The 25,539-nt window shown below is 40.5% G+C and carries 22 protein-coding genes and 1 riboswitch; of the genes, 4 read left to right on the top strand and 18 right to left on the bottom strand.

The genetic code is table 11. The features are described 5' to 3' along the window. Positions 1-47: 47 nt before the first annotated feature. From ADH51_RS07710 to pcrA, 7 genes are all read right to left on the bottom strand, one after another. Positions 48-1,394 carry a DUF438 domain-containing protein gene (locus ADH51_RS07710; RefSeq protein ID WP_048675787.1) on the bottom strand — a complete coding sequence of 449 codons (1,347 nt, stop codon included), beginning with the start codon at positions 1,392-1,394 and terminating at the stop codon, positions 48-50. A gap of 1 nt (position 1,395) precedes the next feature. Next, positions 1,396-1,629, bottom strand: a complete 234-nt coding sequence (locus ADH51_RS07705) for a DUF1858 domain-containing protein (protein WP_004182516.1) — start codon at positions 1,627-1,629, stop codon at positions 1,396-1,398. Positions 1,630-1,717: 88 nt separating this feature from the next. Next, entirely contained in the window at positions 1,718-2,338 is a 621-nt protein-coding gene (locus ADH51_RS07700) for a restriction endonuclease subunit S (protein WP_048675785.1), read from the bottom strand. A 124-nt stretch (positions 2,339-2,462) separates the two neighbouring features. Continuing rightward, positions 2,463-2,957 (bottom strand): thiol peroxidase, encoded by a 495-nt coding sequence (gene tpx, locus ADH51_RS07695; protein ID WP_037611582.1) that lies wholly within the window; start codon positions 2,955-2,957, stop codon positions 2,463-2,465. A 63-nt stretch (positions 2,958-3,020) separates the two neighbouring features. Further along, positions 3,021-3,776, bottom strand: a complete 756-nt coding sequence (locus ADH51_RS07690; RefSeq protein WP_048675782.1) for an HAD-IIB family hydrolase — start codon at positions 3,774-3,776, stop codon at positions 3,021-3,023. A 60-nt stretch (positions 3,777-3,836) separates the two neighbouring features. After that, positions 3,837-5,117 (bottom strand): O-acetylhomoserine aminocarboxypropyltransferase/cysteine synthase family protein, encoded by a 1,281-nt coding sequence (locus ADH51_RS07685; RefSeq protein WP_204373248.1) that lies wholly within the window; start codon positions 5,115-5,117, stop codon positions 3,837-3,839. A gap of 121 nt (positions 5,118-5,238) precedes the next feature. Next, positions 5,239-7,548 carry a DNA helicase PcrA gene (gene pcrA, locus ADH51_RS07680; RefSeq protein WP_048675776.1) on the bottom strand — a complete coding sequence of 770 codons (2,310 nt, stop codon included), beginning with the start codon at positions 7,546-7,548 and terminating at the stop codon, positions 5,239-5,241. Between the two features lie 304 nt (positions 7,549-7,852). Continuing rightward, a riboswitch (glycine riboswitch) is annotated at positions 7,853-7,959 on the top strand. 96 nt (positions 7,960-8,055) lie between these two features. Between pcrA and ADH51_RS07675 the strand changes: the two genes are divergently transcribed. From ADH51_RS07675 to ADH51_RS07665, 3 genes are all read left to right on the top strand, one after another. Beyond that, entirely contained in the window at positions 8,056-9,399 is a 1,344-nt protein-coding gene (locus ADH51_RS07675) for an alanine/glycine:cation symporter family protein (protein ID WP_048675774.1), read from the top strand. A 127-nt stretch (positions 9,400-9,526) separates the two neighbouring features. Next, the gene (gene mnmE / locus ADH51_RS07670) at positions 9,527-10,897 is read left to right on the top strand and encodes a tRNA uridine-5-carboxymethylaminomethyl(34) synthesis GTPase MnmE (protein ID WP_048675770.1); all 1,371 of its coding nucleotides are present in this window, start codon (positions 9,527-9,529) and stop codon (positions 10,895-10,897) included. A gap of 143 nt (positions 10,898-11,040) precedes the next feature. After that, the gene (locus tag ADH51_RS07665) at positions 11,041-11,982 is read left to right on the top strand and encodes an AraC family transcriptional regulator (protein WP_081721229.1); all 942 of its coding nucleotides are present in this window, start codon (positions 11,041-11,043) and stop codon (positions 11,980-11,982) included. A gap of 35 nt (positions 11,983-12,017) precedes the next feature. On the opposite strand, the gene nt5e is transcribed toward ADH51_RS07665, so the two are convergent. The 11 genes from nt5e to ADH51_RS07610 form a co-directional block, all read right to left on the bottom strand. Then, complete coding sequence (nt5e, locus tag ADH51_RS07660) at positions 12,018-14,264, bottom strand: cell surface ecto-5'-nucleotidase Nt5e (protein ID WP_048675768.1); 2,247 nt, start codon at positions 14,262-14,264, stop codon at positions 12,018-12,020. 113 nt (positions 14,265-14,377) lie between these two features. Continuing rightward, positions 14,378-15,031: an amino acid ABC transporter permease gene (locus ADH51_RS07655; RefSeq protein ID WP_038676047.1), complete on the bottom strand. Its 654-nt coding sequence runs from the start codon at positions 15,029-15,031 to the stop codon at positions 14,378-14,380. A 58-nt stretch (positions 15,032-15,089) separates the two neighbouring features. Further along, a complete protein-coding gene (locus tag ADH51_RS07650) occupies positions 15,090-15,938 on the bottom strand; it encodes a transporter substrate-binding domain-containing protein (RefSeq protein WP_048675765.1) in 849 nt (282 codons plus the stop codon). Between the two features lie 104 nt (positions 15,939-16,042). Continuing rightward, positions 16,043-17,494: an amidase gene (locus tag ADH51_RS07645; protein ID WP_048675763.1), complete on the bottom strand. Its 1,452-nt coding sequence runs from the start codon at positions 17,492-17,494 to the stop codon at positions 16,043-16,045. An 83-nt stretch (positions 17,495-17,577) separates the two neighbouring features. Then, positions 17,578-18,207: an orotate phosphoribosyltransferase gene (gene pyrE / locus ADH51_RS07640; RefSeq protein WP_002885126.1), complete on the bottom strand. Its 630-nt coding sequence runs from the start codon at positions 18,205-18,207 to the stop codon at positions 17,578-17,580. Between the two features lie 87 nt (positions 18,208-18,294). Further along, positions 18,295-18,990, bottom strand: a complete 696-nt coding sequence (gene pyrF, locus ADH51_RS07635; protein ID WP_048675760.1) for an orotidine-5'-phosphate decarboxylase — start codon at positions 18,988-18,990, stop codon at positions 18,295-18,297. A gap of 257 nt (positions 18,991-19,247) precedes the next feature. Next, positions 19,248-19,877, bottom strand: coding sequence for a hypothetical protein (locus tag ADH51_RS07630; protein ID WP_048675757.1), 630 nt, complete (start codon positions 19,875-19,877; stop codon positions 19,248-19,250). A gap of 40 nt (positions 19,878-19,917) precedes the next feature. Next, the gene (locus ADH51_RS07625; protein ID WP_048675754.1) at positions 19,918-20,874 is read right to left on the bottom strand and encodes a dihydroorotate dehydrogenase; all 957 of its coding nucleotides are present in this window, start codon (positions 20,872-20,874) and stop codon (positions 19,918-19,920) included. A 9-nt stretch (positions 20,875-20,883) separates the two neighbouring features. Continuing rightward, positions 20,884-21,657, bottom strand: coding sequence for a dihydroorotate dehydrogenase electron transfer subunit (locus tag ADH51_RS07620; RefSeq protein WP_048675751.1), 774 nt, complete (start codon positions 21,655-21,657; stop codon positions 20,884-20,886). Positions 21,658-21,996: 339 nt separating this feature from the next. Beyond that, positions 21,997-22,545, bottom strand: a complete 549-nt coding sequence (locus tag ADH51_RS07615; RefSeq protein ID WP_048675748.1) for a DJ-1 family glyoxalase III — start codon at positions 22,543-22,545, stop codon at positions 21,997-21,999. A 132-nt stretch (positions 22,546-22,677) separates the two neighbouring features. Next, a complete protein-coding gene (locus ADH51_RS07610; protein ID WP_048675745.1) occupies positions 22,678-23,478 on the bottom strand; it encodes a TraX family protein in 801 nt (266 codons plus the stop codon). Positions 23,479-23,746: 268 nt separating this feature from the next. On the opposite strand from ADH51_RS07610, the gene ADH51_RS07605 reads away from it, so the two are divergent. Next, positions 23,747-25,405 carry an Rqc2 family fibronectin-binding protein gene (locus tag ADH51_RS07605; protein WP_048675742.1) on the top strand — a complete coding sequence of 553 codons (1,659 nt, stop codon included), beginning with the start codon at positions 23,747-23,749 and terminating at the stop codon, positions 25,403-25,405. Positions 25,406-25,539: the final 134 nt, after the last annotated feature.

Raw genomic sequence — 25,539 nt, 5'->3', positions numbered from 1 at the left:
ACCTCTTGAGTATTATAGTCATAAGCAGTCGTAAGACTGCTAGCTTTTTAATCAATATCTCTTTTAAGATCGCGTTCTAGTTCAAAGAAAGGTTTAATATCTTGCACATATTCTAGGACACCTTGAAAGTCTCCCTTGTCATCCCTAACAGCTGCATAGGTAACATAGACGAATTTTCCTAAACGTTCAGACTTGAACCACATTGGAACTTGGTCACGCTCACCACTCCTTAGTAATTCAAAAATTTTCTTGACCTTATCAAGTACTTTTGGCGGATGACAAAGTTCAACGTTGCGTCCAATTTGGCTAGGTGTTCGTTTAAAAACCATTTCATTGGCAGGAACATTATCATTATAGTATTGGAAAATATCGTCTTTATTGACGAAAGTGATTTCCAAAGGAAGATGATTGAGGATGAGATTGGCCTGCTCCACAGAAAGATAACCATTGCCAAAAGGTTGCGTTGTTTCTCTATCAACGACAGTTTCAGTTTTTGGTTTTGGGGTGAAGCTGATGGTGAATTGCCCTTCTGGGGTTTCAATAATTCGGGTATTGCCCGTATGTGCGTCAGTGCTCAGACCTGACTGTTCTTGCGATGTTTCCGTATTGTCTTTCTCAAAACGCTCACGCTTAGGTTTCCAGACGGCTGTAGGTTTTATAATTGCATAGCCATAGGCATCACTTTCTTCGGCAATTGAAAGCCAATCATCCTGCGTGAAGGTTTCAAGCAGAATCATAAGTAAGATAGCTTCTTCCTTGAAAATCATAGCTTCAAATTCTTCTGAGAAAGCTTCAAAGGACTTTGAAAATTCTTCGAAATCAGCATCTGGAAGTTCTTTTAGTTTAGCTTCTGCATCTCGAAAGAGTTTTCGGATGTCATCGTCTACACCCCACATAACCTTTGGAGGAGAATCATGACCATAACGCTCCATTATTGGAAAGAAGAGCTTTTCTTTACGTGTGTAATGGTTATGGAATTGTCCCAATAAAGACATCTGATGTTTAAGTCCATTGACTAGGTCAGATTTAAAGTCTTCATTTTCGGGCTTACTGATATTTTCTATGATACGTCGGATACGGAGAATAGCTGAACGTAGTGCTAAATTCTCTTGTTTAAAGACATAGACAGGGTGGCCCTCTTGATCAGCGTCTGCCACTTCCACATCTGCAATAGCTCCTTTAAAGAGGTTCGCGTGAACATTACAAAGGCTCATCACATCTTCAAAGGTAACTCCATCTTCAGAAGACATCAATTCATGCTCCATCATAGAGATTTCAAGGGCAGATACTCCCCTGAAGTGTTGATTGAAGCGCTCTTGAACACTCTCGGGACTGGCTCCCTGGTGTAAATCTAGAAGTATTTCTTTGAGTATTTGAATACGATTGTTTTCCATATTAGTCTCCGATGACATCATAACCATTGAATAGTAAGGTTTGCTTGATTTTATCTAGGGGAATATTAGCTAACTTAGAGCCGGCTTTTAGACTGGTCACCTTACCGACAGTATTTAGCATAGCTGGGTTAGACAAGGGCTTAAAACCAAGGTCAATCAGTAAATCCTTAACCTCTGGATGCTCTTTTATGATTGTTGCGACTGGTTGTGATAAATCTATGGTGTTGGTAGTCATAATGACCTCCTAATAACATATTTGCTACTACCATTATACACGAGAATAATAAAAAAAGACCAACAAATCCTAGTTTGCTGGCTTTTGGTTAATTTCCAAATAGAGCTTCTGTAACATTGTGTTGGATATTTTCCCACTCTTGCTCTGCACGAACCATCTTACGGTGGAAATCGGCACGACCTCGTAGGTAGGCCGCAATTTGGTAATCTTGCTTAACAATCGGTATCTCAGGAATTTTGATGTCCAAGAGGTCAGCTGTCGATAAATTGAGGACAGCCTTTCCCTTATCAGCATAGTCCAAATAGGCACGACCAATATCTGTCTCAAGAAAGAACTTGATGTAAAAACCACGAAGTTTTTCCTTAGGTCGTAATACTGTGATATTTGATGAAGCAACAACTTCACGCTTGCCCTGATCTTCGAAAACAGCAACTTTTTGAACAGTTCCCTTAGATGCAATAAGAACATCTCCATCTTCTAAGAGAAAGCGTAAAAGTTTGCGACGTTCCTCAGAAAATGTTTTTAGGTCATCGTAAGCAATGCCGTTGGGTGTCATATCCGATAGATTAATGACAGCGAATTCGCCAGGTTCTGCCTTAGCAGGGACGGCTTTTCCTTTAAATTGATCGACAACATCGCCTAAACGAACAAGTTTGTCTGTGTTAGCTTCGTAATCAATAATCAGTTGAGGTCTTTCTTTTTCAGACATTGAATCTCCTTTTTATATTTTACTATCCATATTGAGTATTGCTATACAATAATAGCAAGAAGCTAATACTTTTGCAAGTAAAAACTGTAAGAAAGATAAAATAAAAAAGAGACCGGGGCCCCTTTTATAAGCTTTTAACTGCTGCTACTGCCGCTTCATAGTTTGGATCAGTATTGATATTGTCTAAATATTCGACATAGGTAATCTTGTTGTCAGCGTCTGCTACTAAAACGGCACGCGCTAACAAGTGCCATTCTTCAATAAGGACACCATAGTCTTTACCGAAACTATTATCATAGTAGTCAGAGAGCATGATGGCATTTTCAAGGCCTTCAGCACCACACCAACGAGCTTGCGCAAATGGTAGGTCCACTGAAATAGTAATAACTACAGTATCATCTAGTTCTGACAATTCCTTGTTAAAGGTACGCGTTTGAGTTGAACAAATACCAGTATCGATTGATGGAACGATAGAGATAACTTTTTTCTTACCGTCGAATTCTGAAAGTGATTTTTTCGTCAAATCTGTTGCTGTCAAATTAAAGTCACGCAAGGTATCTCCAACTTGAAGTTGTTTGTCTTCTGCTACTGTAACTGGTTTTCCAATAAATGTTGGCATGTTAATCCTCCAATACTTTTTTACTATTGTACTGCAAATAGAGCAAGAAGCCTAAGCATTTGTTTAGAACTTTTCAAACAGTAGTTTAATTTTTTCAGCAATCACTGTATTAATTGCAGGAATGACTTCGTCTGCAAAGTCTTTCAGATAGGGATAATCGCCAACTTGCACACTATATATAGCATATTTGAAAAGAGAAATATCATTTTGGTCATTTCCAAAAGCTACAAAGTCTCTACCAAAGTGGTTTAAAACAGTACTAGCCTTAGTCACTCCTTTTGGATTAATGTAGAGACACCTTTCGATATCATGGTAAGTAAGGTCTAAACATTCCAGTTTGTTTAGATTAAAGATAAGATCTTTTCGTATATCCTCATGCTCTGCAAGTGGAATAACAGCTTTAATAGGCTTATTAAGTTTTTGGACAGGCAAAATCCTTGCTTTGTTTAATGGGTCAACATTTGAAAGGAAAGGAATCTGATCAGGATTTTGTATAGCATAATTAAAGGTATCATCAATAAAATAAGGGAGGTTATAGGTATCACAGTAGCTAACAATCGTTCTGAGAGCATTAGAAGGTATTGTGTATTGAGATACTAATAGTTCATCTTGAAAGACTTCACCACCGTTTAAGCCAACTACTGTCAGTTTTTTCAATTCTCCCTCCAAAATACTAAGACAGTCTCTGTAAGAGCGTGCTGTTGCAAAAATAATCTCATGACCGTATTTTGGTGCTGTTAAAAGAACCTCTTGTAGTTCTTTTGACATGGTTATACCATCAAAACATAGGGTTCCATCCAAATCAAAAACAAATTTCATAGGGATAGTATAACAAAAAACCAGCTAAAGAGCTGGTTTAAATATTTAGTATCAAAATACTTAGATTTTATCAAGGGCTAGTTTTAAATCTTCAATCAAATCATCTGCGTTTTCCAAACCAACTGAGATACGAATTTGATTTGGAGTGACACCACAAGCCAACAAATCTGCTTCTGCCAATTGTTGGTGAGTTGTTGTTGCAGGGTGCACCACCAAAGATTTTGCATCAGCAACGTTAGCTAAATCCGAGAAGATTTCAAGATTATCGATAACGGTACGTGCTTCGTCTTGCCCACCTTTAACATGGAAAGTGAAAATAGAACCTGGTCCTTTAGGGAAGTATTTTTGTGCCAAGTCATAGTAAGGACTTGATGGCAATCCAGGATAGTTCACTTTTTCAACTTTTGGATGATTTTCCAAAAAGTCTACGATTTTTTTAGCATTTTCGACGTGGCGTTCGACACGAAGTGAAAGTGTTTCAAGTCCTTGTAAAAGCAAGAAAGCATTGAAAGGTGCCAAGGCAGCCCCTGTGTCACGCAAAAGTTGTGTACGAAGGGCAGTGATAAATGCTGCTGGACCAACATCACGTGTATAGCTGATATTGTGGTAAGATGGGTCTTCTTCAACCAACTGTGGGAACTTGCCTGAAGCTTCCCAGTCAAATTTACCAGAATCGACAATAAGGCCACCGATAGTTGTTCCATGTCCACCGATAAACTTAGTCGCAGAATGAACCACGATATCTACACCATGGGAGATAACATTGATGAGATATGGAGTACCAAAAGTATTGTCAGCAACCAATGGAATCTTATGACTGTGAGCAATTTCAGCAATTTTTTCAAAATCAGGAATGTTGATAAGCGGATTTCCCAAAGACTCAATCAATACAAGTTTGGTATTATCTTTGATAGCAGCTTCTATTTCTTCAGGATTGTCAACATCTACAAAAGTTGTTGTGACACCATAGCGTGGAAGAGTTTCTTTTAAGAGATTGAATGTTCCACCGTAGAGGGTTGTCGCAGCAACTACATGATCACCAGCATGTGCCAAACCAAGGATAGCATAGGTGATAGCAGCCATACCTGAAGCCGTAGCCAAGGCACCAACACCACCTTCGAGGGCTGCAATACGTTCTTCAAGTACTGCTACTGTTGGATTGGTAATACGTGTGTAAATATTACCCGGTTTTCTAAGGGCAAAGAGATCTTCACCTTCTTGAGCATCGTCAAAAACATATGAAGTCGTTTGGTAAATTGGAACCGCACGTGATTTTGTTTCCTTGTCAGGTGTTTGTCCAGCGTGTAATTGTAAGGTTTCAAATGAAAATTCTCGTGACATATGGGTGTCCTCCAAAACAAAAGTTGCTTTCATTCTACACCCAGAAAAGCTAGCTGTCTAATAGAAATTTTTTATCAATGTGATAGGGAAGGCTTATTAAAAAGGACCTTTCGGTCCCTTTCTATTTCTTCTCAATAGGTGCTACGCTTGCCAAAACTTTTTTAAGTCCAACTTCTGGGAATTTTATCTTAAGTTCTTGTGTCTTGCCACTTCCAGTTACTTCTAGGACGGTCCCATCTCCCCACTTCTTGTGGTGAGCGATATCTCCGATTTCCCAGTCAGTAGCTGAATTGCCAGAGTCTGAAGTCTTACCAAAAGGTAGTCCGCCAGTAGCTTTTGAAAATGGCTGAGCACCAGTATGTCTTTGAGGTTGTACATTTGCTTTTCTGGTCTGAAGCGCTTGTTGTAAACTCATGCCTTGACCAAATTGTGTTGGCTCTTCCTTTGTAAAACGAACACCAAATGATGAATTGGCTGGACGTGCTAGACCTTGATATTGTAATAAATCATCTGAAATTTCACGCAAGAAACGGCTAGGACGATTATAGCTAGTCTTACCGAAAAGCGTACGTGTATTAGCGTTGGTAAGGAAAAGAATCTCTTCAGCACGGGTAATACCTACGTAAGCTAAGCGACGCTCTTCTTCGAGTTCTTCTGGATCCTCTGAGGCACGAGACAAAGGGAAGACTCCCTCTTCCATACCGATAAGGAAGACAACTGGAAATTCAAGTCCTTTAGCAGCATGGAGGGTCATCAAGGTTACTTCTGCTGCTTCCATATCACCATCGTCCGTATCAGCAATCAAAGCTAGATCATTCAAGAAACGGCCTAAACGGTCAATACCAGTCTCATCTTCCGTACCATCGGAGTTGGTTTCATCAAAATTCTTAGTAACAGACATGAACTCTTCGATATTTTCAATGCGTGCTTGACTTTCAAGTGTTTGTTGCATAGAAAGAGCATCCAGATAACCAGACTTATCTAAAACAGCCTCTACCGCTTCAGTAATACTTAGCCCGTCTAGCTGGTCACGTAGATTCAGTATCATGTTAGCAAAATCGTAAACGCCCTGAGCTGCTTTCCCCTTGATCGGTGACAACATAATATTAGCTGATGCATCTAGGAGACTCATGTTTTGCTCATAGGCAAAGGTACGAATTTTTTCGAGTGTACCAGGTCCGACTCCACGTTTAGGTTCATTAACCACACGTTCAAAGCTAATATTATCCGCAGGATTGGCAATCAAGTTTAAGTAAGAAATGACATCACGGATTTCTTTACGGCTATAGAACTTGGTACCACCAACCATGGTATAAGGAATATTTGACTTGAGCAAGGCTTCTTCAATAGTACGAGACTGAGCATTGGTACGGTAGAGTACAGCAAAATCCTTAAAGTTCTTACCTTCTTCACGAATAATATTGTCGATTGTTGAAGCAACAAAAACAGCTTCATCACGCTCATCATTAGCACGGTAATAAACAATTTGTTCACCGTCATCATTTTGTGTCCAAAGTTTCTTTGGACGGCGATTGCGGTTATTCTTGATAACTTCGTTGGCTGCTTGAAGAATTTTCTTGGTTGAACGGTAGTTTTCTTCCAAGAGAACTACCTTAGCTTCAGGATAGTCCTTCTCAAAATCAAGGATATTCTGCATATCAGCCCCACGCCAACCGTAGATTGATTGGTCCGCATCACCTACGACACAGATATTCTTGAAGCGAGAAGCCAAGAGTTTTACCAACTGATATTGAGCATGGTTGGTATCTTGGTACTCATCCACGTGAATGTACTGATAACGTTGCTGATAATAGGCGAGGACATCAGGATTTTTGTCAAAGAGACGTAAAGTCATCATAATCAAATCGTCAAAATCCATAGCTTCACTACGACGTAGCTCTTCTTGATAGGCCTTATAACATTTAGCAACAATTTGGGTGTACATATCACCGGCCTGGTGCTCATAGGCCACTTCATCCAAGAGGTCATTTTTGGCGTTGGAAATCGTCCCTAAGATGGCACGTTCATTCCACTTCTTAGGATCTAGGTTCAGATTCTTGAGAATACGCTTCATCAAAGTACGTTGTTCCCCAGGATCTACGATAGTAAAGTTTCGGTTGTAGCCAATATGGTCCGCTTCACGACGAAGAATTCGCACGCACATACTATGGAAGGTTGCAATCAAGGTTTCTGAAGTTGCTGGATTTAAAGCCATAGCACGTTCACGCATCTCACGAGCTGCCTTATTGGTAAAGGTAATGGCTAGGATATTCCAGGGGTTAATCATTTTCTCGTCAATGAGGTAGGCAATGCGGTGGGTAAGCACACGTGTCTTCCCAGATCCTGCACCAGCCATAATCAATAAAGGCCCTTCAGTCGTTTGGACGGCTTCGGCCTGTTTGTCATTCATACCAGTTAATAATGGGTTCATCATATTCTCCATTCTCAAAAATAGGCTCTACTATTTTATCATTTTTTGGATGAAAATGCAGACTCTATTCATAATGGATCTGAAATAACTTTAGAAGATAATTGTTTGTTTTTATTGGAAGTACTTTGCTTAAGATTACCCATATTCTTAGCTTTTTCTAGCTTTGGGGGAAGACATGCTAAAGAATAATATTCGGATTTTTATACTTTTGATGAAAATTAGTGTTGACACTGTTCGGTTTTTTCGATAAGATATAATCACAATAAAATAAGAACCGAGTGATGTCATCAGGATGACTGGTGATTGACGGACTTCTGGAGAGATCTTGAAGCAGCCTTAGCTGTAAACAAGACACCGAAGGGGCAAGGGGTAACAACCGAAACTCTCAGGTAAAAGGACAGAAAGCATCGCAAGTTTTTTAACTTGTAGTAATAGCTTTGTATTCTCAGAGGTCTGGTTAAGCCAAACCTCTTTTTTGACGTCTCGGTTAAAGGAGATTGTAAATTTATGTTAGACTTTTTTACTACCATTGATGATTTTGTCTGGGGTCCTCCCCTTCTGGTCCTTCTTGTAGGAACTGGGATTTACCTTACAATTCGTCTTGGTCTTTTGCAAGTTCTTCGTCTTCCTAAAGCTTTTAAACTTATCTTTTCTGAAGATAAAGGGGAAGGAGATATTTCTAGTTTCGCAGCCCTTGCAACGGCTCTTGCTGCAACTGTTGGTACAGGTAACATTGTCGGTGTAGCTACTGCCATCAAAACGGGTGGACCTGGTGCCCTTTTCTGGATGTGGATTGCCGCTTTCTTTGGTATGGCAACTAAATATTCCGAAGGTCTTTTGGCTATTAAATTCCGTACACTTGACGACCAAGGTAATGTTTCTGGTGGTCCAATGTATTACATCACACACGGTTTTTCTGGGAAATGGCAAACAATCGCTAAACCCTTGGCCTACTTCTTTGCCTTTGCAGGTGTGCTAGTTGCATGGTTGGGGATTGGTACTTTCTCTCAAGTTAACTCAATCACCGCTTCACTTCAAAATAGCTTTGACTGGTCACCAAAAATCGTAAGTGTCATTCTTGCTTTTATCACTGCTGCTATCATTTTTGGTGGTATCCAATCTATCTCTAAAGTTTCTGAAAAGGTCGTACCATTTATGGCTGGGCTTTATATCTTGGCAGCTCTTGTGGTTATCTTTACTAACTTTAATCAACTTCTTCCAGTCCTTGAAATGGTCTTCCAATCTGCCTTTACTGGTAAAGCAGCTGTAGGTGGTTTTGCTGGTGCAACAGTCTTGGTTGCAATGCGTCTTGGTATTGCGCGTGGTGTCTTCTCAAATGAGTCAGGTCTTGGATCAGCTCCTATCGCTGCAGCTGCTGCTAAGACCGAAGAACCAGTTGAACAAGGTTTGATTTCAATGACAGGTACTTTCATTGATACGATTATCATCTGTACGCTTACTGGTCTTGCCATCCTTGTAACGGGTCAATGGTCAGGTAGCCTAGAAGGTGCCCCAATGACACAAGCTGCCTTCTCTTCTGTTTTTGGTACATTTGGTGAAATTGCCTTAACACTTTCTTTGGTTCTCTTTGCCTTTACAACAATCTTGGGTTGGTCTTACTACGGTGAACGTTGTTTCGAATTCATTTTCAAATCAACTAAATTCCTCCCACTCTATCGCCTTATCTTTGTGGTCATGGTTGCCCTTGGTGGTTACCTTACACTTGATGTTGTTTGGAAAATTGCGGATATCGTAAACGGTTTGATGGCTTTGCCTAACTTGATTGCCCTTCTTGTCCTCTCACCAATCATCTTCAAAGAAACTAAATCTTACTTTGAACGTCACAAATAAACAAAAAGAGCCTAGGCTCTTTTTTCTTGACTTTATCGGCACCAATCCTTGCTACTACTGGTCTTTTGCGTTACAATGAAATTAAATCATTTTACAACTAATAGAGAAAAAATCCAAAGGAATAACTATGTCAATTACCAAAGAATTTGATACGATTACTGCAATTTCAACACCTTTAGGTGAAGGTGCTATCGGTATCGTTCGCCTATCTGGAACCGATGCAGTTGCTATTGCTAATAAGGTTTTCAAAGGAAAAAATTTAGAAACGGTCGCTTCACATACTATCAATTACGGTCATATCGTGGAAAATGATGAAACCATTGATGAAGTCATGGTCAGTGTTATGCGTGCACCAAAGACCTTTACGCGTGAGGATGTCGTAGAAATCAACACCCATGGTGGTGTCGCTGTAACCAATGAAATCCTTCAACTCCTTATCCGTTCTGGCGCTCGTATGGCCGAACCTGGAGAATTTACCAAACGTGCCTTCTTGAATGGTCGTGTGGACTTGACCCAGGCCGAAGCTGTTATGGATTTGATTCGTGCTAAAACTGATAAGGCTATGGCCGTTGCCGTTTCTCAACTTGATGGTTCGCTCAAGGATCTCATTAACAACACTCGCCAAGAAATCCTTAACACTTTGGCTCAAGTCGAAGTGAATATTGATTACCCAGAGTATGATGATGTTGAAGAAGTTACTACAAATCTTGTCCGTGAAAAGACTCAAGAGTTCCAAGCACTTCTAGAAAATCTTCTGGCTACTGCCAAACGAGGAAAAATTCTACGAGAAGGTCTTTCAACGGCAATCATTGGTCGTCCAAATGTCGGAAAATCTAGCCTTCTTAACAATCTCCTACGTGAGGAGAAGGCTATCGTTACAGACATTGAGGGTACAACACGTGATGTCATTGAAGAATACGTTAATATCAAAGGCGTTCCACTTAAGTTAATTGATACCGCTGGTATCCGTGACACAGACGATGTTGTTGAAAAAATTGGTGTGGAGCGTTCTAAGAAAGCTCTTGAAGAGGCTGACCTGGTTCTTCTTGTCCTTAATAGCTCTGAACCGTTAACTGAGCAAGACCGTACATTACTCGAAATCAGCCAAAATAGCAATCGAATCATTCTCCTAAATAAGACAGACCTTCCACAAGCAATCCAAATGGAAGAGCTTCCTGAAGATGTCATTCCGATTTCAGTCCTCAAGAATGAAAACATCGACAAAATTGAAGATCGCATCAATCAACTCTTCTTTGATAATGCTGGTCTAGTGGAGAAAGATGCTACTTATCTCTCAAATGCCCGTCACATTTCACTCATTGAAAAAGCCCTCGAAAGCCTTGAAGCAGTCAATCAAGGTCTTGAATTAGGCATGCCTGTTGACCTCTTACAAGTAGATATGACACGTACTTGGGAAATTCTGGGAGAAATCACTGGTGATGCTGCCCCAGATGAACTCATTACGCAACTCTTTAGCCAGTTCTGTCTAGGAAAATAAACATAACTAAATTTATGTAAAAAAGATGCTCTGTCATCTTTTTATTTTTTGTATCATAAATACAGAAATAAAGTTATGTAAACTAAAACCTATCAATACCATAAGACGATTACCTCATGCTTTTTAAGAAAGAAAATGCTATCATGGTACTATCCTATGATTTTGAAAGGTTTGTCATGAGTCAAGCAACTACTGATACTGATTTTAAACATTTGATAGACTTTGACGATAATCTGCTTCCTTTTCGACTGACGGAAACTAAGGTTGAAAATGGACGCCCTGATATTCTTTTTCATTGGCATCCTGAACTTGAGATTCAGTACGTTTATGAGGGGACAGCTCGTTATCACATTGATTATGACTATTTTGACAGTCAGGCTGGAGATATCTTTTTAATACGTCCGAATGGCCTTCATTCGATTCACCCCGTAGATAATCAGCCTCATCATACGGACACCTTACATTTTCATTTGGATATGCTGGGACAGTCGCTGGTGGACCCGCTTAGTCTACGCTACCTACAGCCTTTACAGAATTCTAATTTCAAGTTTAAACAATGCCTGAGACCGTCAGACGAGGGGTATAGGGAAATCAAAGCTCTCCTCTTTGAGATTTTTAAAATGATTCGTCAGAAAGATCGTCACTATGAACTCCTTCTCAAGTCAAAACTAGAAGAATTAATTTACCTCCTCTACTTCTATCGTTTGGTAGAGCGCAAAACTTCTGATGATCATTATCGTAAGAATGAAAAGATTCGGGAAATCATTGATTATATTAATCAACATTATGCCGAAAATCTGACTATTGAAAAGTTATCAGAGCTTATGGGGTATAGTAAGACTCACTTTATGACGATTTTTAAGCAACATACAGGTACCTCTTGTACAGAATTTATCATTCAAGCAAGACTCAATGCTGCTTGCGAGGAGCTTCGTAATAGCGTTAAACCAGTTTTGGAAATTGCTACTAATGTTGGTTTTAATAACCTATCCAATTTTAACCGCCAATTTAAACACTATTACGACCAAACACCAAGCCAGTATCGTAAGACACATAGTAACAAGAAGAAAACAAAAAAGAGTTAGCCAAATGGTTAACTCTTTTTTTATCTGTAAACTTCTTAGTTTTTCTCTTTGCCTTTGTGTTTACCACTAAGTCCAAAGAGAGTTAGCAACATACCAAGTCCAAGAAGACCAGCGTGTGAGCCCTTGTCACCTGTTGTAGGAAGAACTTCAGTTTGAGCAGAAGCTTCTGTCGCTTTTTCAGTTTCTTTAAGTGCTTCACTTCTTGTTGAAATGAAGAATACTTTTCCATTAGGAGTCGTCACTACTTTAGATACGACTGGTTTGCTAGTTTCTAAATCTTTAGCAATAGTTGATGGAGTAACAGGTTCCAAAGGATTAAGTGTAGGGTCTGCTGCATTTTCTTTTTTGTTCAAGGCAGCAAAATCAGCACTTGAAATTGAAATGGTACGTGAATTTGGATTGATAACGGCATACTTAGAAAGGTCTGCACGTGTCAAGTAATCCGCAAAGACTGTGTCCATTGAAGGACCTTCTTCACGAGGACCACCTAGCATAGTGAAGCCATCACCACCAGCAGCCAAGAAGTCGTTGGTTACAAGATAGTAAGTTTCGTTAGTGTTAAGTGGTTTATAGACACCAGTTTCTGGGTCCAAAATGTCAATTGACAAGATACGTTTTTCAGCTGGAAGAGTTGTGTCATAGTAAACACGAGCTCCTGAGACTTGAAGGAAACCACCAGATGGTTCAAGAAGAGGTTGGCCATTTTCGTCCAGAACAGTTTTACCACTTTCGTCAACTTGGAGAATAGAACCAAGAGATTTGACAAACATATCATGGATATTTTGACCTGTTACTTGAATTTGAGCAACTGAGTTACCAAATGGAAGAACGGCAATGATATCACCTTTAGTGATTGTTTTGTCTTTGGCGATTGTTTCACGAAGACCACCACCATTTGTCACGGCAAGGTTAGACTTGTGTGTGAAGGCTGATTGTCCGTAATCTAAGAGAGCATCGGCGACCACATTACCAAGGTTAGTTTCGCGAACACGAACGTCCATACGGTCACCGCTAAGTTTAACTGGGCTATTTTCAATAACGACTTTTGAGGAATCCGCCTTGTACTTAGCTTGGATATCATCAATCATAGCTTTAACTGTTGGGTTAACTTGATAATTTTTCTTAGCTTCGTCGTGTGAGATCACACCATGTGACAAGACACGGTCAGAATTATAAACGACGCGGCCAACATTGTTAAGGTAGCTACCAGTTTGGTTGTAAGTAACGTTATCGCCGTATGTCGCTGTGTGAAGAGTGTGTGAGTGACCATCGAGGACAAGAACACGTTTTCCTTTCAAAGGGGCATAATTTGAAAGAGCTTCTGCCAAAGTTGATCCACGCCATTCAACTGGAGTTGTTGTATCAATCCCCAAGTGACTAAGGACAACATAAGTCTTGTATTCCTTACCTTCGGCACGGGCATTTGATTCCACTTGGTCAACAACAGCCTTAACTTCAGTAATAGGATCAGTGAAAGAGACACCTGGGATATTACGTGGGTGTGTCTTAGTAGCTGTCTCCGGTGTAGTGACACCAATAACAACGACTTCATCTCCATCAACACCAGGTGTTTTGTCAACGATTGTAGATGGTTGGAAAAGACGTACGCCATTTACATATACGTTAGATGTGATGATTGGGAAATTGATTTGTTTGCTCAAACGACGCAATTGGTCAAGACCAAAGTCAAACTCATGGTTCCCCACTGTCATGGCATCAAAACCAACAGCATTCATGACATTTGCCATGTCTTCACCCTTAGAACTGTTTGAAATTGGAAGACCTTGGAATGAGTCACCAGCATCAAGGACGATGGTTGTTCCTTTCGAACGATAATCATTGACGATACCAGACAAAAGGGCATCACCAATAACCCCATTACGATCATCTTCAACCATACGACCATGAACATCGTTGGTGTGAAGGACTGTTACAGTATCGTTGCTGGCACTTGTGCTAGAATTTGTTACGACTTCTGTTGTAGGAGTTGCGGCTACAGTTGCAGTTTCGCTTGCTGTGGCAACGGGTGTTTCGCTTATTTCAGCTGTTGAAGCAGTAACAACTGATGTTGAACTAGCTACTGGTGCTGCAGACTCGCTAGATGCAGTTGTTGCTGCAGTAGATGTCGCATTGGTAGTTGCCTCTGTAGCTACTACTTCAGTGCTTGGTGCTGTAACAGCTGCATGAGTTTCTACCTCGTCAGCTTGGACAGCATTGGCCAAGATGGCAGTTGAGACAAGTAGGGTTGATAGGGTCGTTGCAACGACTGTTTTCTTCTTCATTCCAAAATACCTTTCTGATTTTTAAATCGTTTTTTATTATACCACATTTATAAGATTAGAATTAAATAAACTTCAATATTTTATTAGATATTCAAACAATTCTTTCAAAAAAGTCAATAGGTAGCTAAACGTTTTTCTAGATAACCTTGAAGCAGTTCAAAAGTAAAGCTCAAAGTCCAGTAAATAAGGGCGATTAGGATATACATTGACATGTAGTCATACTCACGCCCACCGATAATCTTAGCATTTTGGAAAATGTCAGGCACTGTAATCATAGCAGCTAATGACGAACTCTTAACCATATCAATAATAACATTACCAAGTGGGGCTACTGCTATACGCATGGCCTGAGGTAAGATAATTCGACGGATAATAGATTTCTGAGGAAGGCCAAGAGAACGAGCGGCTTCCCACTGCCCCTTATCTACTGCAGCTATGGATGAACGGAAAATTTCTGCCATATAAGCGGCACTGACACATGAGAAACCAATAAAGGCACAAAGAAGGGCAGGCAGCTGAACACCAATGTAAGGCAGACCAAAGTAAAGAATGAAGAGGACGACCAACATAGGGACCCCACGCATGATGGAAATATAAACACGGGCAGGATATTTCAACCAAGGTTTTTGCGACATCCGCATAAAGGCAAGGATGATGGCAAATACATTCCCCACCATAAAGCTTAAAAGGGAAATCCCCAAAGTATAGGGCAAACCTGATAGGACATAGGGAATGCTTTTTAGAATCAGTGAAAAATCAATAATCATAAGTCTATCTTTCTAAACATTTCTTTAGCAAATAAGCGATCCAATTGGATCGCTCATATTATTCAACGTCAGAGATGTCAATCTCAGTGTAGTCAACTTTCGTTTTCTTTGTAACGTCTTGACCAGCAAAGAACTTCTCTGAAATCTTGGTAAGGGTACCGTCTTTCTTCATATCTTTGATAGCTTTATTAACTTTTTCTTGAAGGGTTTTATTCTTCAATGAGAAAGTAAAGCTTGTTGAGTAAGGGTTACTGTAGATACCATCGTTGATCTTAACAGGGTACTTATCTTTGATAGCAGCTACTGCCATCTTTTGCAAGTAGTAATCGTTGACGATAACGTCTGTACGACCATTTACCAAGTCTTGCATATAAACGTCATTGGTAACATTGTCATAGACGACGAGTTCAGCACCCATTTTTTTGGCAATCTTCATGTATTTAGTACTTGCAGCACCGGCTGCTTTCTTGCCTTTAAGGTCCTTCCATGAAGAAATTCCTGAGTTATCTGATTCACGAACTACCATAGAAGTGAATGAATACTTGTATGGTTCAGAACGCAAGAATTTTTTGACATTCTTGTTGTCGTCTTCGAGTGAGTAGTTGGCGATATCGACTTGACCACTATTTACAGCAGTAAGCATGCCATCCACGCCCATCTCAGTGAATTCAATTTTCAACTTAAGACGTTTTCCAACTTCTTTGAGAATCTCAACGTCATAACCAGTCAGATTATTCTTATCATCGTGGTAGCTTTGAGGGTAAAGAGTTCCAGCAGTCGCAACCTTGATGCTCCCACGTTTCTCAATCTTTTCCCAGTTCTTCTCACCTGTACTCTGTGACGAGCAGGCAACCAAAAAGACCGCAGCCAAAATTAGGCTAAATACGGCGAAAAATCTCTTTTTCATCTATGTGTCTCTCCTTAAAAAATGAAGTTAAGTTAAAAACTTATAATCTTAGCCTACACTATTTGAAAGGGTTTCACAAAATATTGAACTGAAAATGAGAATGTCTAGCTAAAAACCGAACATTCTTCCATCTGTTGGGCCAAGTGTAAGAGGAGGTCCTCTCTTCCTTTAGCAGCTGTTAATTGAACTCCAAGTGAAAGACCTTGCTCATCCCGATAGACAGGTAAAGAAATTGATGGTTGTCCCGTCAGGTTTGCTTGTTGCGTGAAAGGTGTCCAATCTAAGCTATCCGCAAACATTTCCCAAATAAGTTCCTGTTGCTTTGGCCAGTCAAAATCAGCCATATGTTTGAGTTGATTTTGTAAGTTTTCAGAGAGGGCAAACTGTCCATGCTTAGGTGCCACATCCGCAACTGTTGGTGTCAGAAGAATATCGTAAGACTCATGAAATTTCGCCATCTGATGGCTATACTGATCCCACTGGGCAAGGATTTTAGAGTAAATTTTAGCAGGAATCTTTTGCCCAGATTGGAAAATAGCCCAAGTCATCAACTCCATATCTTCAAAGGTTATCTTCCGTCCTAAACCAGCCTCTATGGAATCAAACATAGCAGCCGTCTCGACACTATTCATGATGTAGTAAGACTGCATAGTTTCAATCCCATTCAAGAGCTGGTCGTTGATTTCATGCACATGATGCCCTAGACTTTCTAATACTCTAGCAGCCTTTTTTGTCGCCGCAATAGCAGATTCTGACACCATACCACCAATAGGAGAGACAGTTGAAAAAGCAATCTTCAAAGGTCTAACTGGTTCTTCTAAAGACACTTTGCTAAGCTTCGGTAGAATAAAGGGACTTTCCATCTGACACGTCTGCATGTGATAGAGCAAGCGTTTTGTATCGCGTACAGTCTTAGTCAAAGCAAACTGGACAGAGGCTCCCTGCCAGCCACGGAAAGAACTAGGACCGACAGGAATCCGTCCTCTTGTAGGCTTTAGCCCGATAAGTCCGTTAAAGGAAGCTGGAATACGGATAGAGCCTCCACCGTCACTAGCTGGTGCCAAGGGAGAAATGCCAGAACTTATAAGAGCTGCCGCACCACCACTTGACCCTCCAGCATTTCGTGTCACATCGTCAGGCAAATTAACAGGACCATGAATCTGAGCATCACTGATATTTTTGAAGCCAAACTCAGGAGTACTAGAACGCCCTAAAATAATAAAGCCCAGTTCCTCAAGTTTCTTAACATAATTATCTGTTTCCATTGCATGATAACTTGTAAATAGGCGAGAACCCGCTGTTGACGGCTCACCAGCTTGCTCTTGACCTAAATCTTTTAGAAAAATCGGAACTCCAGCAAATGGTTTATCTGAAAAGTCTCTAGTTTCTGCTTCTTTCAATGCTTTATCGTAGCGTTGACTGACGATAGCATTGAGTTTAGGATTCGTCCTCTCTGCTTCATGAATGGTAGCCTCCACTAGTTCTTGGGGACTGACCATCTTATTTTGCACGGCTTCAGCCATTGCCGTCGCATCTGACCTCTCATTAATTGTCATCTTCTACTCTCCCTGCTTATCTTTTCCTAAATTATACTAAAAAAAGCGAAACGCCTAAAACGTTCCGCCTTAAATCTTGATAATTAGTCTTGCCAAGTTTCTTGATTTTCTTTGAATTTTTTCAAAAGTTGAAGTCCATCTGCTGTGATGTAGCCTTGAACTTTAGCGACTTTGATCAACTCAGTGTAGTTTGAAAGAGTAACCAATTTCACACCAGCATCCGCAAAGTTTTTCTCAGCTTTTGGCAATTCATAAGTGAAGATAGCCACAACACCGATAACATCAGCCCCTTCACGCTCTGCAGCTGCTACAGCATCAAGTACTGAACCACCAGTTGAAATCAAGTCTTCAACAACAACCATTTTTTCGCCTTTAACCACACGACCTTCGATTTGGTTACCAGCACCGTGATCTTTTGGTTTGCTACGAATGTAGGCAAATGGAAGGTTCATCTTGTCAGCGATAATCGCACCGTGAGGAATACCAGCAGTTGCAGTACCTGCAATCACTTCTACTTCAGGGAATTCTTCCTTAATCTTTTCAACAAAACCATTTTCAATAAGTGTACGAGTTTCTGGGTAAGACAAAGTAATACGGTTGTCTGTGTAGATTGGTGATTTGATTCCTGATGCCCATGTAAATGGTTCTTCAGGTTTAAGGTAAACAGCCTTGATATCGAGCAAGTCAGATGCGATTTGTGTTGCTAATGTCATAATTATTATCCTCCGTAAAGCGTTTTCTATTCTTTATTATAACCTAATTCCATCTATTTTCCTATGAAATAAGGTCTTTTTGAAAATTTATTGACCGTTCCATTGGTCCTTAATGTCATGATAAGCTGCTACTGGATCATCAGCTTGTGTAATTGGACGACCTACAACAATGTAATCTGAACCAATTTGGCGAGCATCGGCAGGTGTCATAACACGTTTTTGGTCACCAACTGCTGCTCCTGCTGGACGAATACCAGGTGTCAAACAAACGAAATCTTCATTTGTTGCTTCTTTGATTTTTGCTACTTCATGTGCTGAGCAGACAACACCATCAAGACCTGCTTCAGCAGTCTTCTTAGCATAATGAACCACTGATTCTTGAAGTGTGGTTTGGATATTTTGGAAATCACGCATCTGCTCTTCAGAGGTAGAGGTCAGCTGTGTTACAGCAATCAAGATTGGACCATCTCCCAAGCCCTCACGCGCAGCCTTCATCATTTCCACACCACCAGCCGCATGCACATTAGTCATATCAACGCCAAGGTTAGACAAGACACGCATAGCTGATTTCACAGTATTTGGAATATCATGAAGCTTTAGGTCAAGGAAAACACTATGGCCAAGCTCTTTAACGTAGCGCACAATCTCAGGCCCAGCCGCATAGTAAAGTTCCATACCAATCTTCACATAGAGCTTTTCATCAGCAGGAAACTTAGCAAGGAAAGCCTTCACATCCTCAAAAGTCGGGAAATCAAGGGCAATAACAGGACGATTTTCTCTCATTTCTTATATCCTTTCACACAAAAAACCTCCGCCAGTCAGCGAAGGTTGCACGAAAATAGGGCAGTCCCTACCCTTTAGTGATGCCGTAGCATCTCAGTACACCTTTCTCGCCTCTCTGGACTCGATTAAAGGTTCAGTTCAATTTGTTCTATTATAGCGCTTTTATAAGGGAATGTCAAAGGAACTCTAAAACTAAAAAGTTCAGTTTTAGAGTTCCTTATTTGACACTTATATTTTATTAAAGTAAAGAGCAACAGTTACAAGTTTATATTTTCGTTTCGTCGAAACAACCTGAATAAAACATATCCAACTGAAAATAATATATTAAATATTAATAAAATATAGATTAATCCAATCTCTCCATCTTTCAAAAAGCCTAAGCCTTCAGTAGCATGAAGAACAATTATCTTGGTATGATTATCATCTGTGATAACCATATTATGAGTGGTAGATAAATCTGTTAGACTTTCAATAAACGTACGTCCAAAGAATAACATCATATAGAGAAAAATTATTAGAAAACAATCTGTTGATAATCTCCACATTATCTTAATATACCGAAAAAGGAAAGAAATTACATTATAAAAATATGGATCAACCTTAGAACTAATAACGAAAGAGAGAGTTATCCAAATAATATAAAATACTATGCCTACTAACATAGCGATATATATTACGTCAAAATAACCGTGAAAAAGGAACTCACTTAAATTTATTAGTACCTTCATTGAATTGGAAATAAAAAATTGTTTTATAGATAAATTATCAATTAGGTAGCTATTAAGCAAAAGTATTATTACCATTATGGTAAAGAATACCGTTCGAGAATTATTTGTTTCTTTTCCATGCTTTAGTATTTCTTTAAATATTGCGATAATAGAATCCATCGTTTATCTCATCATACATTTAGTTTAAACTTTTTTGATTTTATTTCCCCAACAACTCTCTTCGAACTTCCTTACGTAAGTCTTCAAGTGTTGTGATGCCGTACTTGTCCATGACTTCAGGGAGTCTGTCAATGATTTTAGGGCAGGCATAGGGATCTGCAAAGTTGGCTGTTCCGACACCGATGGCTGAGGCACCAGCGATAAACATTTCGATAGCGGCTTTGGCACTGTCGACACCCCCCATACCGATGATTGGAAGGTCTGAAGCTAGAGCAACTTGGCGGATAAGTTTAAGGGCTACTGGAAATACGGCTGGCCCCGACATGCCACCTTGACCGTTGGCAATGATAGGTTTGCGAGTCGCCAAGTCATAGCGTGTTCCGACCAAGGTGTTAATCATGGTGAATCCTGTCGCACCGGCATCTTCGACTGCTTTGGCGACACTTGTGATGTCAGCGACGCTTGGAGTCAGTTTGACATAGACAGGCACATCAGAGTGAGAAACACTGGCTTTTACAGCCGCATAGGCAAGCTCTGGGACTTGTCCGATGAGAAGGCCGTTATTACCATGGTCCACGTTTGGACACGAGATGTTAAGCTCGATAGCTTTGACGTTACTGGCTTTGGAAATCTTGTGAGAGACTTCCGCATATTCTTCGTTAGAAAATCCAGCCACATTGGCAATGATTGGCAGATCAGGATAATGCTCCTGCAACCAAGGAAGTTTTTCAGACAAGACAGCATCAACACCAGGGTTTTGCAAGCCAATGGCATTAAGCATGCCTGATGGTGTCTCAGCCACACGGGGTGTTGGATTACCGAAGCGAGGGTTGGCAGTCGTTGCCTTAATCATGATTGACCCTAGTTTATCCAAATCATAATATTTGGCATACTCTTGACCGAAGCCAAAGCAACCTGAGGCTGGAATAATGGGATTTTTCAAGTCAAGCCCTGGAAGGCTAATAGCTAAACGATTTTCTGATTTAGTCTCTGACATGGTAACCTCCTAGACGATGACTTTTCCGGTAGGGAAGACTGGCCCTTCCTCGCAAACACGAAGATTTTTGGCGTCTGATTCTCCTTTAACGTGAACCACACAGGCATAGCAAGCACCCATACCACAAGCCATACGAGCTTCCATAGAAACATAGGCATGAGGATGATTTTCAAACTTGCTATCGACATATTTAAGCATGCCTGGAGCTCCGCAACTGTAAACGGCATCTGGAGTCCAGTCGAAACCATCAATAACCGTCGAAACGTAACCCTTGATACCGTATGAACCGTCATCAGTGGTCACATAAACATCACCACAAGCTCTGAGCTTGTCCTCCAAGATGACGGCATCCTTATTGGCAAAACCAATCACAGACACAACTTCCACCCCTTTAGCCCTCAACTGTTTAGCCGTCTCAACCAAAGGTGGCACACCGATACCACCACCAACAAGGAGAGCTTTCTGCCCAGCATCGACAACGGAAATATCAAAACCTTTTCCCTGAGGGCCCATGGTATCAATGGTTTGACCAGCTACCATCTTAGAAAGAATAGCTGTGCCCTCACGCTCCACACGATAGACAATGGTTGCCTCTTTCTTGTCGTAGTCAATCTCTGAGATGGAAATCGGACGACGAAGGAGCTTACTTGGGTCTGGCACCTTGAGGTGGACGAACTGCCCAACCTGCATATCTGCAACCATCTCTCCCTTAAGAACCATCTCGAAAATACGAGGTGCAATCTCACGCTGACTCACAATAGTTAAATCTTCAACTAAAATCATGACAACCCTTTCTAAACTGCAAAATGTCATCAAAAAAACCTCGCCACATGGCAAGGTCGCACAAAAAATCACAGGAGAACCCTGTTTTTTCACCAGTCCGACCTTTCAAGCCTCTCTGGACTCATTTAAAGGTTATTTCGTGATTATTATAACCGTTTTCAAGACGGATGTCAAAAGAGAAAAGAAAAAACCAAAGCTTATAAAATTAAGCTAAGGTCTCTCCAGCCTATAACTAGGCCCTCTGTTAGATACGTTCTCTATCATCTCATAGGGATATATAAATTGTCAACATTCCTAACAAGAGGTGCTAGAGTTCTTGAACAAGAGCCCTAAAAAACATTATTTAAACAATCTGTCGTAAACCATAGTATGAGCCAACTGCTGACCATCACCATCCAACAGATCGACCAAGGCATAAGCAAAGGCTAATGCTGTTCCGGCACCACGACTTGTGACAATATTATCATCAACAACTACCAAGTCAGTTTGATGCTCGCCAGATGCAATTTGTTCTTCTACGCCAGGAAAACATGTGAATTTACGCCCTTCAAGAAGACCAGCACGTTCGAGAACAATTGGTGCAGCACAAATGGCAGCAACGTATTTTCCAGCTTCTGCAACCTCTTGAATAGAGGCAATCAAAGTTTCGTTGTCGCGTAGATTAGTTGATCCAGGCATACCTCCAGGAAGGACCACCAAGTCATAATCTGCAAAATTGCCATCAAATACGCCATCCATCGCAACTTGAATCCCATGTGAGCCAGTTACTGAAGCACTTTCAAGTCCAAGCATGCTACAGTCAAATCCTGCTCGGCGAAAGACATCCACTGGGCTCAAGGCTTCGATTTCTTCAAATCCGTCCGCAAATACTACTGCTACTTTTGTCATGATATACCTCCAATTTACTTATCGCATGATTCTATTACGCCTTAAATTATAGCAGTTTTAGAAGCAGGAAACAAACTATAAAAACGGACTTTGAGCATAAAAAAAGACAGCACAAGGACTGTCTTTGTCATTTTATCTAAACAAACTTGCTAGGATCCACAAGAGATAAATATGAGCTGGGTAGAAAATATAGAAGAAATTCTTGTTACCACTACCACGCTCACCATTATAGAAATACATAGGAATCGCAGCAAAAACCATCATCCACTGCACGCCCGTCGGATCAAAGAGATGGGCAATCACTGAAATAACAGCTAAGACAATGATTTGAGCGATGCGATTGGTTCGGAAGATATAGAATAGCAAACCAAGAATAACCATCACAAAGCCACCCTCAACCATGATAATACTTGGAACTAGTGACAAGATAAAGGCAACAATCTGCACAAGGAGTGGGTTTGCATGTGGCGTTTCAAATATATCTGCAAGAATCACAACTGGGATAGATGAAAGAATCGGCAAGAGAAAGACACCAATCCCTTGAATTAACTCCTTGTTCGATTTATCGCGAAGCCCCTTAGCCAACAAATCCCAAGAACATATAAAAATCCCTGTAATAAAGAAGGTTGAAAAAGCATTATTCATCAAACCAATATCACCATTATGAAAAATACTTCCAATAATGGCATTACCAATGGTCATGAACCAACTCATGTAAAGCAGACGCCTGAGAAAAGCCATACGATCATGAGTGTAGTGAAAACTATCAGCAGCAAGAAAGAGGAAAATTGGGAAAGACAGGCGTCCCAACATCGTCAACCATATAGGTGCCCCCATACTCCCGAACATCTGATAGATTTGGTCCAAAAACATAAGTGCAACAGCTAGGTATTTCAAATTAGTCGCATTGCATATCTTTTTAATATCGTTCATTTAATGCTCCTTTAATTTTCAGCATATTAAATGATACCACAAGTCAGATATAAATTCAAAGGTATTCATGGAAATAAAAGACATAACTTTTTAACTATTTTAGCGGAACAATTTTTGTAATAAAGAATGGTTCATAATAATAACAAACTCAATTCCGACTACCCATCCCAAGCATTTCTAGAGGCTTTATGCTATAATGGATAGGCGTTTTATGCTTTATCACAATTAAAAAAACGATTATTGACAATATAAAGAAAGGAAGTACACCATGTCTTTTGACGGCTTTTTTCTTCATCATATGACGGCTGAGTTGCGTGAGCAGGTGCTTTACGGGCGTATCCAGAAGGTTAATCAGCCTTTTGAGCGTGAGTTGGTCTTGACCATTCGTAACAATCGTCAGAATTACAAGCTTCTGCTTTCGGCTCACCCTGTTTTTGGGCGTATTCAGACGACCAAGGCTGACTTGCCAAATCCACAGAATCCAAACACTTATACCATGATTATGCGGAAATACCTTCAGGGAGCGGTTATTGAGGATATCCAGCAGCTGGAAAATGACCGTGTTCTCGAGATTTCCGTCTCTAACAAAAACGAAATCGGTGACAGCGTTAAGGTTACTCTTGTTATGGAGATCATGGGGAAACACTCCAACATTATCCTGATTGACAAGAACGAGAGCAAAATCATCGAGTCTATCAAGCATGTTGGTTTCTCACAAAATAGTTACCGCACTATTCTGCCTGGGTCTGCCTATATTGCTCCTCCTAAGACCGACGCCAAGAATCCTTTCGATATACCAGACGAAAAACTCTTTGAAATCCTACAGACTGAGGATTTGTCAGCTAGAAACCTTCAAAAACTTTTCCAAGGTTTGGGGCGTGACACGGCCAATGAATTGTCAGCCTTACTTGAAACTGATAAACTCAAGAATTTCCGTGCCTTCTTCAATCGTGAAGTAGAGCCAAACTTAACGGCTAAGGCATTTTCAGCTGTAAGCTTCTCTGATAGTCAGGACCAACCTGAGTTTGAAACCTTGTCAGCCCTTTTGGACTACTACTACTTGGACAAGGCGGCGCGTGACCGTGTGGCACAACAGGCTAGTGATTTGATCCACCGCGTGCAAAATGAACTGGAAAAAAACAAGAAAAAGCTTGTTAAACAGGAAAAAGAGCTTGCAGCGACTGAAAATGCTGAGGAGTTCCGTCAAAAAGGTGAACTGTTGACCACCTACCTTAGCATGGTGCCAAACGACAAGGATAGTGTCGAGCTAGACAACTACTACACTGGTGAAAAGATTACAATTCCCCTAAATGTGGCCCTAACGCCTAACCAAAATGCTCAGCGTTACTTCAAGAAATACCAGAAACTCAAGGAAGCTGTTAAGCACTTAACTGGTTTGATTGAGGAAACCAAGCAGACTATTGATTATTTGGAAAGTGTTGAATTCAGTCTTTCACAAGCTAACATGGATGAAATCGAGGATATTCGTGAGGAGCTTGTTCAGGCTGGCTTTATAAAGCGTCGTTCAACTGACAAGCGCCACAAACGTAAGAAACCTGAACAGTATCTGGCTTCTGATGGCAAGACCATTATCATGGTTGGTCGTAACAACCTGCAAAATGAAGAGTTGACCTTCAAGATGGCTAAAAAGGGTGAGCTCTGGTTCCACGCCAAGGATATCCCAGGTAGTCACGTGGTTATCAAGGACAATCTTAACCCAACTGACGAGGTCAAGACTGATGCGGCTGAATTGGCAGCCTACTACTCTAAGGCACGTCTGTCAAACTTGGTTCAAGTCGATATGATTGATGTTAAGAAACTTAACAAACCAACAGCCGGTAAACCTGGATTTGTAACTTATACGGGACAAAAGACCTTACGTGTCACACCGACTGAAGAAAAAATTGATAGTATGCGAATGAAGTAATCTGCTTTATAAAATCAAACTCTCTTGTTTTAGAAACGAGAGAGTTTTTCTATGTCTTCATTAGAGCAATTTCTTTCGTTGATGAATGAGATTTTCTTCTTGATTTCATTACATTTTTTCGACGACTGTGCTAA

It is taken from the genome of Streptococcus sp. 449_SSPC (assembly GCF_001073005.1).
Lineage (GTDB): Bacteria > Bacillota > Bacilli > Lactobacillales > Streptococcaceae > Streptococcus > Streptococcus salivarius_F.
Note: the sequence above shows the minus strand (reverse complement) of the source record. Positions and strands in the feature narration are given on the sequence as shown.

Bases quoted from the DNA above. Each gene is read 5' to 3' on its own strand.
- ADH51_RS07710 (WP_048675787.1), bottom strand. From the start codon at position 1,394: ATGGAAAACAATCGTATTCAAATACTCAAAGAAATACTTCTAGATTTA.
- ADH51_RS07705 (WP_004182516.1), bottom strand. From the start codon at position 1,629: ATGACTACCAACACCATAGATTTATCACAACCAGTCGCAACAATCATA.
- ADH51_RS07700 (WP_048675785.1), bottom strand. From the start codon at position 2,338: ATGTCTGAAAAAGAAAGACCTCAACTGATTATTGATTACGAAGCTAAC.
- tpx (WP_037611582.1), bottom strand. From the start codon at position 2,957: ATGCCAACATTTATTGGAAAACCAGTTACAGTAGCAGAAGACAAACAA.
- ADH51_RS07690 (WP_048675782.1), bottom strand. From the start codon at position 3,776: ATGAAATTTGTTTTTGATTTGGATGGAACCCTATGTTTTGATGGTATA.
- ADH51_RS07685 (WP_204373248.1), bottom strand. From the start codon at position 5,117: ATGTCACGAGAATTTTCATTTGAAACCTTACAATTACACGCTGGACAA.
- pcrA (WP_048675776.1), bottom strand. From the start codon at position 7,548: ATGAACCCATTATTAACTGGTATGAATGACAAACAGGCCGAAGCCGTC.
- ADH51_RS07675 (WP_048675774.1), top strand. From the start codon at position 8,056: ATGTTAGACTTTTTTACTACCATTGATGATTTTGTCTGGGGTCCTCCC.
- mnmE (WP_048675770.1), top strand. From the start codon at position 9,527: ATGTCAATTACCAAAGAATTTGATACGATTACTGCAATTTCAACACCT.
- ADH51_RS07665 (WP_081721229.1), top strand. From the start codon at position 11,041: ATGGTACTATCCTATGATTTTGAAAGGTTTGTCATGAGTCAAGCAACT.
- nt5e (WP_048675768.1), bottom strand. From the start codon at position 14,264: ATGAAGAAGAAAACAGTCGTTGCAACGACCCTATCAACCCTACTTGTC.
- ADH51_RS07655 (WP_038676047.1), bottom strand. From the start codon at position 15,031: ATGATTATTGATTTTTCACTGATTCTAAAAAGCATTCCCTATGTCCTA.
- ADH51_RS07650 (WP_048675765.1), bottom strand. From the start codon at position 15,938: ATGAAAAAGAGATTTTTCGCCGTATTTAGCCTAATTTTGGCTGCGGTC.
- ADH51_RS07645 (WP_048675763.1), bottom strand. From the start codon at position 17,494: ATGACAATTAATGAGAGGTCAGATGCGACGGCAATGGCTGAAGCCGTG.
- pyrE (WP_002885126.1), bottom strand. From the start codon at position 18,207: ATGACATTAGCAACACAAATCGCATCTGACTTGCTCGATATCAAGGCT.
- pyrF (WP_048675760.1), bottom strand. From the start codon at position 18,990: ATGAGAGAAAATCGTCCTGTTATTGCCCTTGATTTCCCGACTTTTGAG.
- ADH51_RS07630 (WP_048675757.1), bottom strand. From the start codon at position 19,877: ATGGATTCTATTATCGCAATATTTAAAGAAATACTAAAGCATGGAAAA.
- ADH51_RS07625 (WP_048675754.1), bottom strand. From the start codon at position 20,874: ATGTCAGAGACTAAATCAGAAAATCGTTTAGCTATTAGCCTTCCAGGG.
- ADH51_RS07620 (WP_048675751.1), bottom strand. From the start codon at position 21,657: ATGATTTTAGTTGAAGATTTAACTATTGTGAGTCAGCGTGAGATTGCA.
- ADH51_RS07615 (WP_048675748.1), bottom strand. From the start codon at position 22,545: ATGACAAAAGTAGCAGTAGTATTTGCGGACGGATTTGAAGAAATCGAA.
- ADH51_RS07610 (WP_048675745.1), bottom strand. From the start codon at position 23,478: ATGAACGATATTAAAAAGATATGCAATGCGACTAATTTGAAATACCTA.
- ADH51_RS07605 (WP_048675742.1), top strand. From the start codon at position 23,747: ATGTCTTTTGACGGCTTTTTTCTTCATCATATGACGGCTGAGTTGCGT.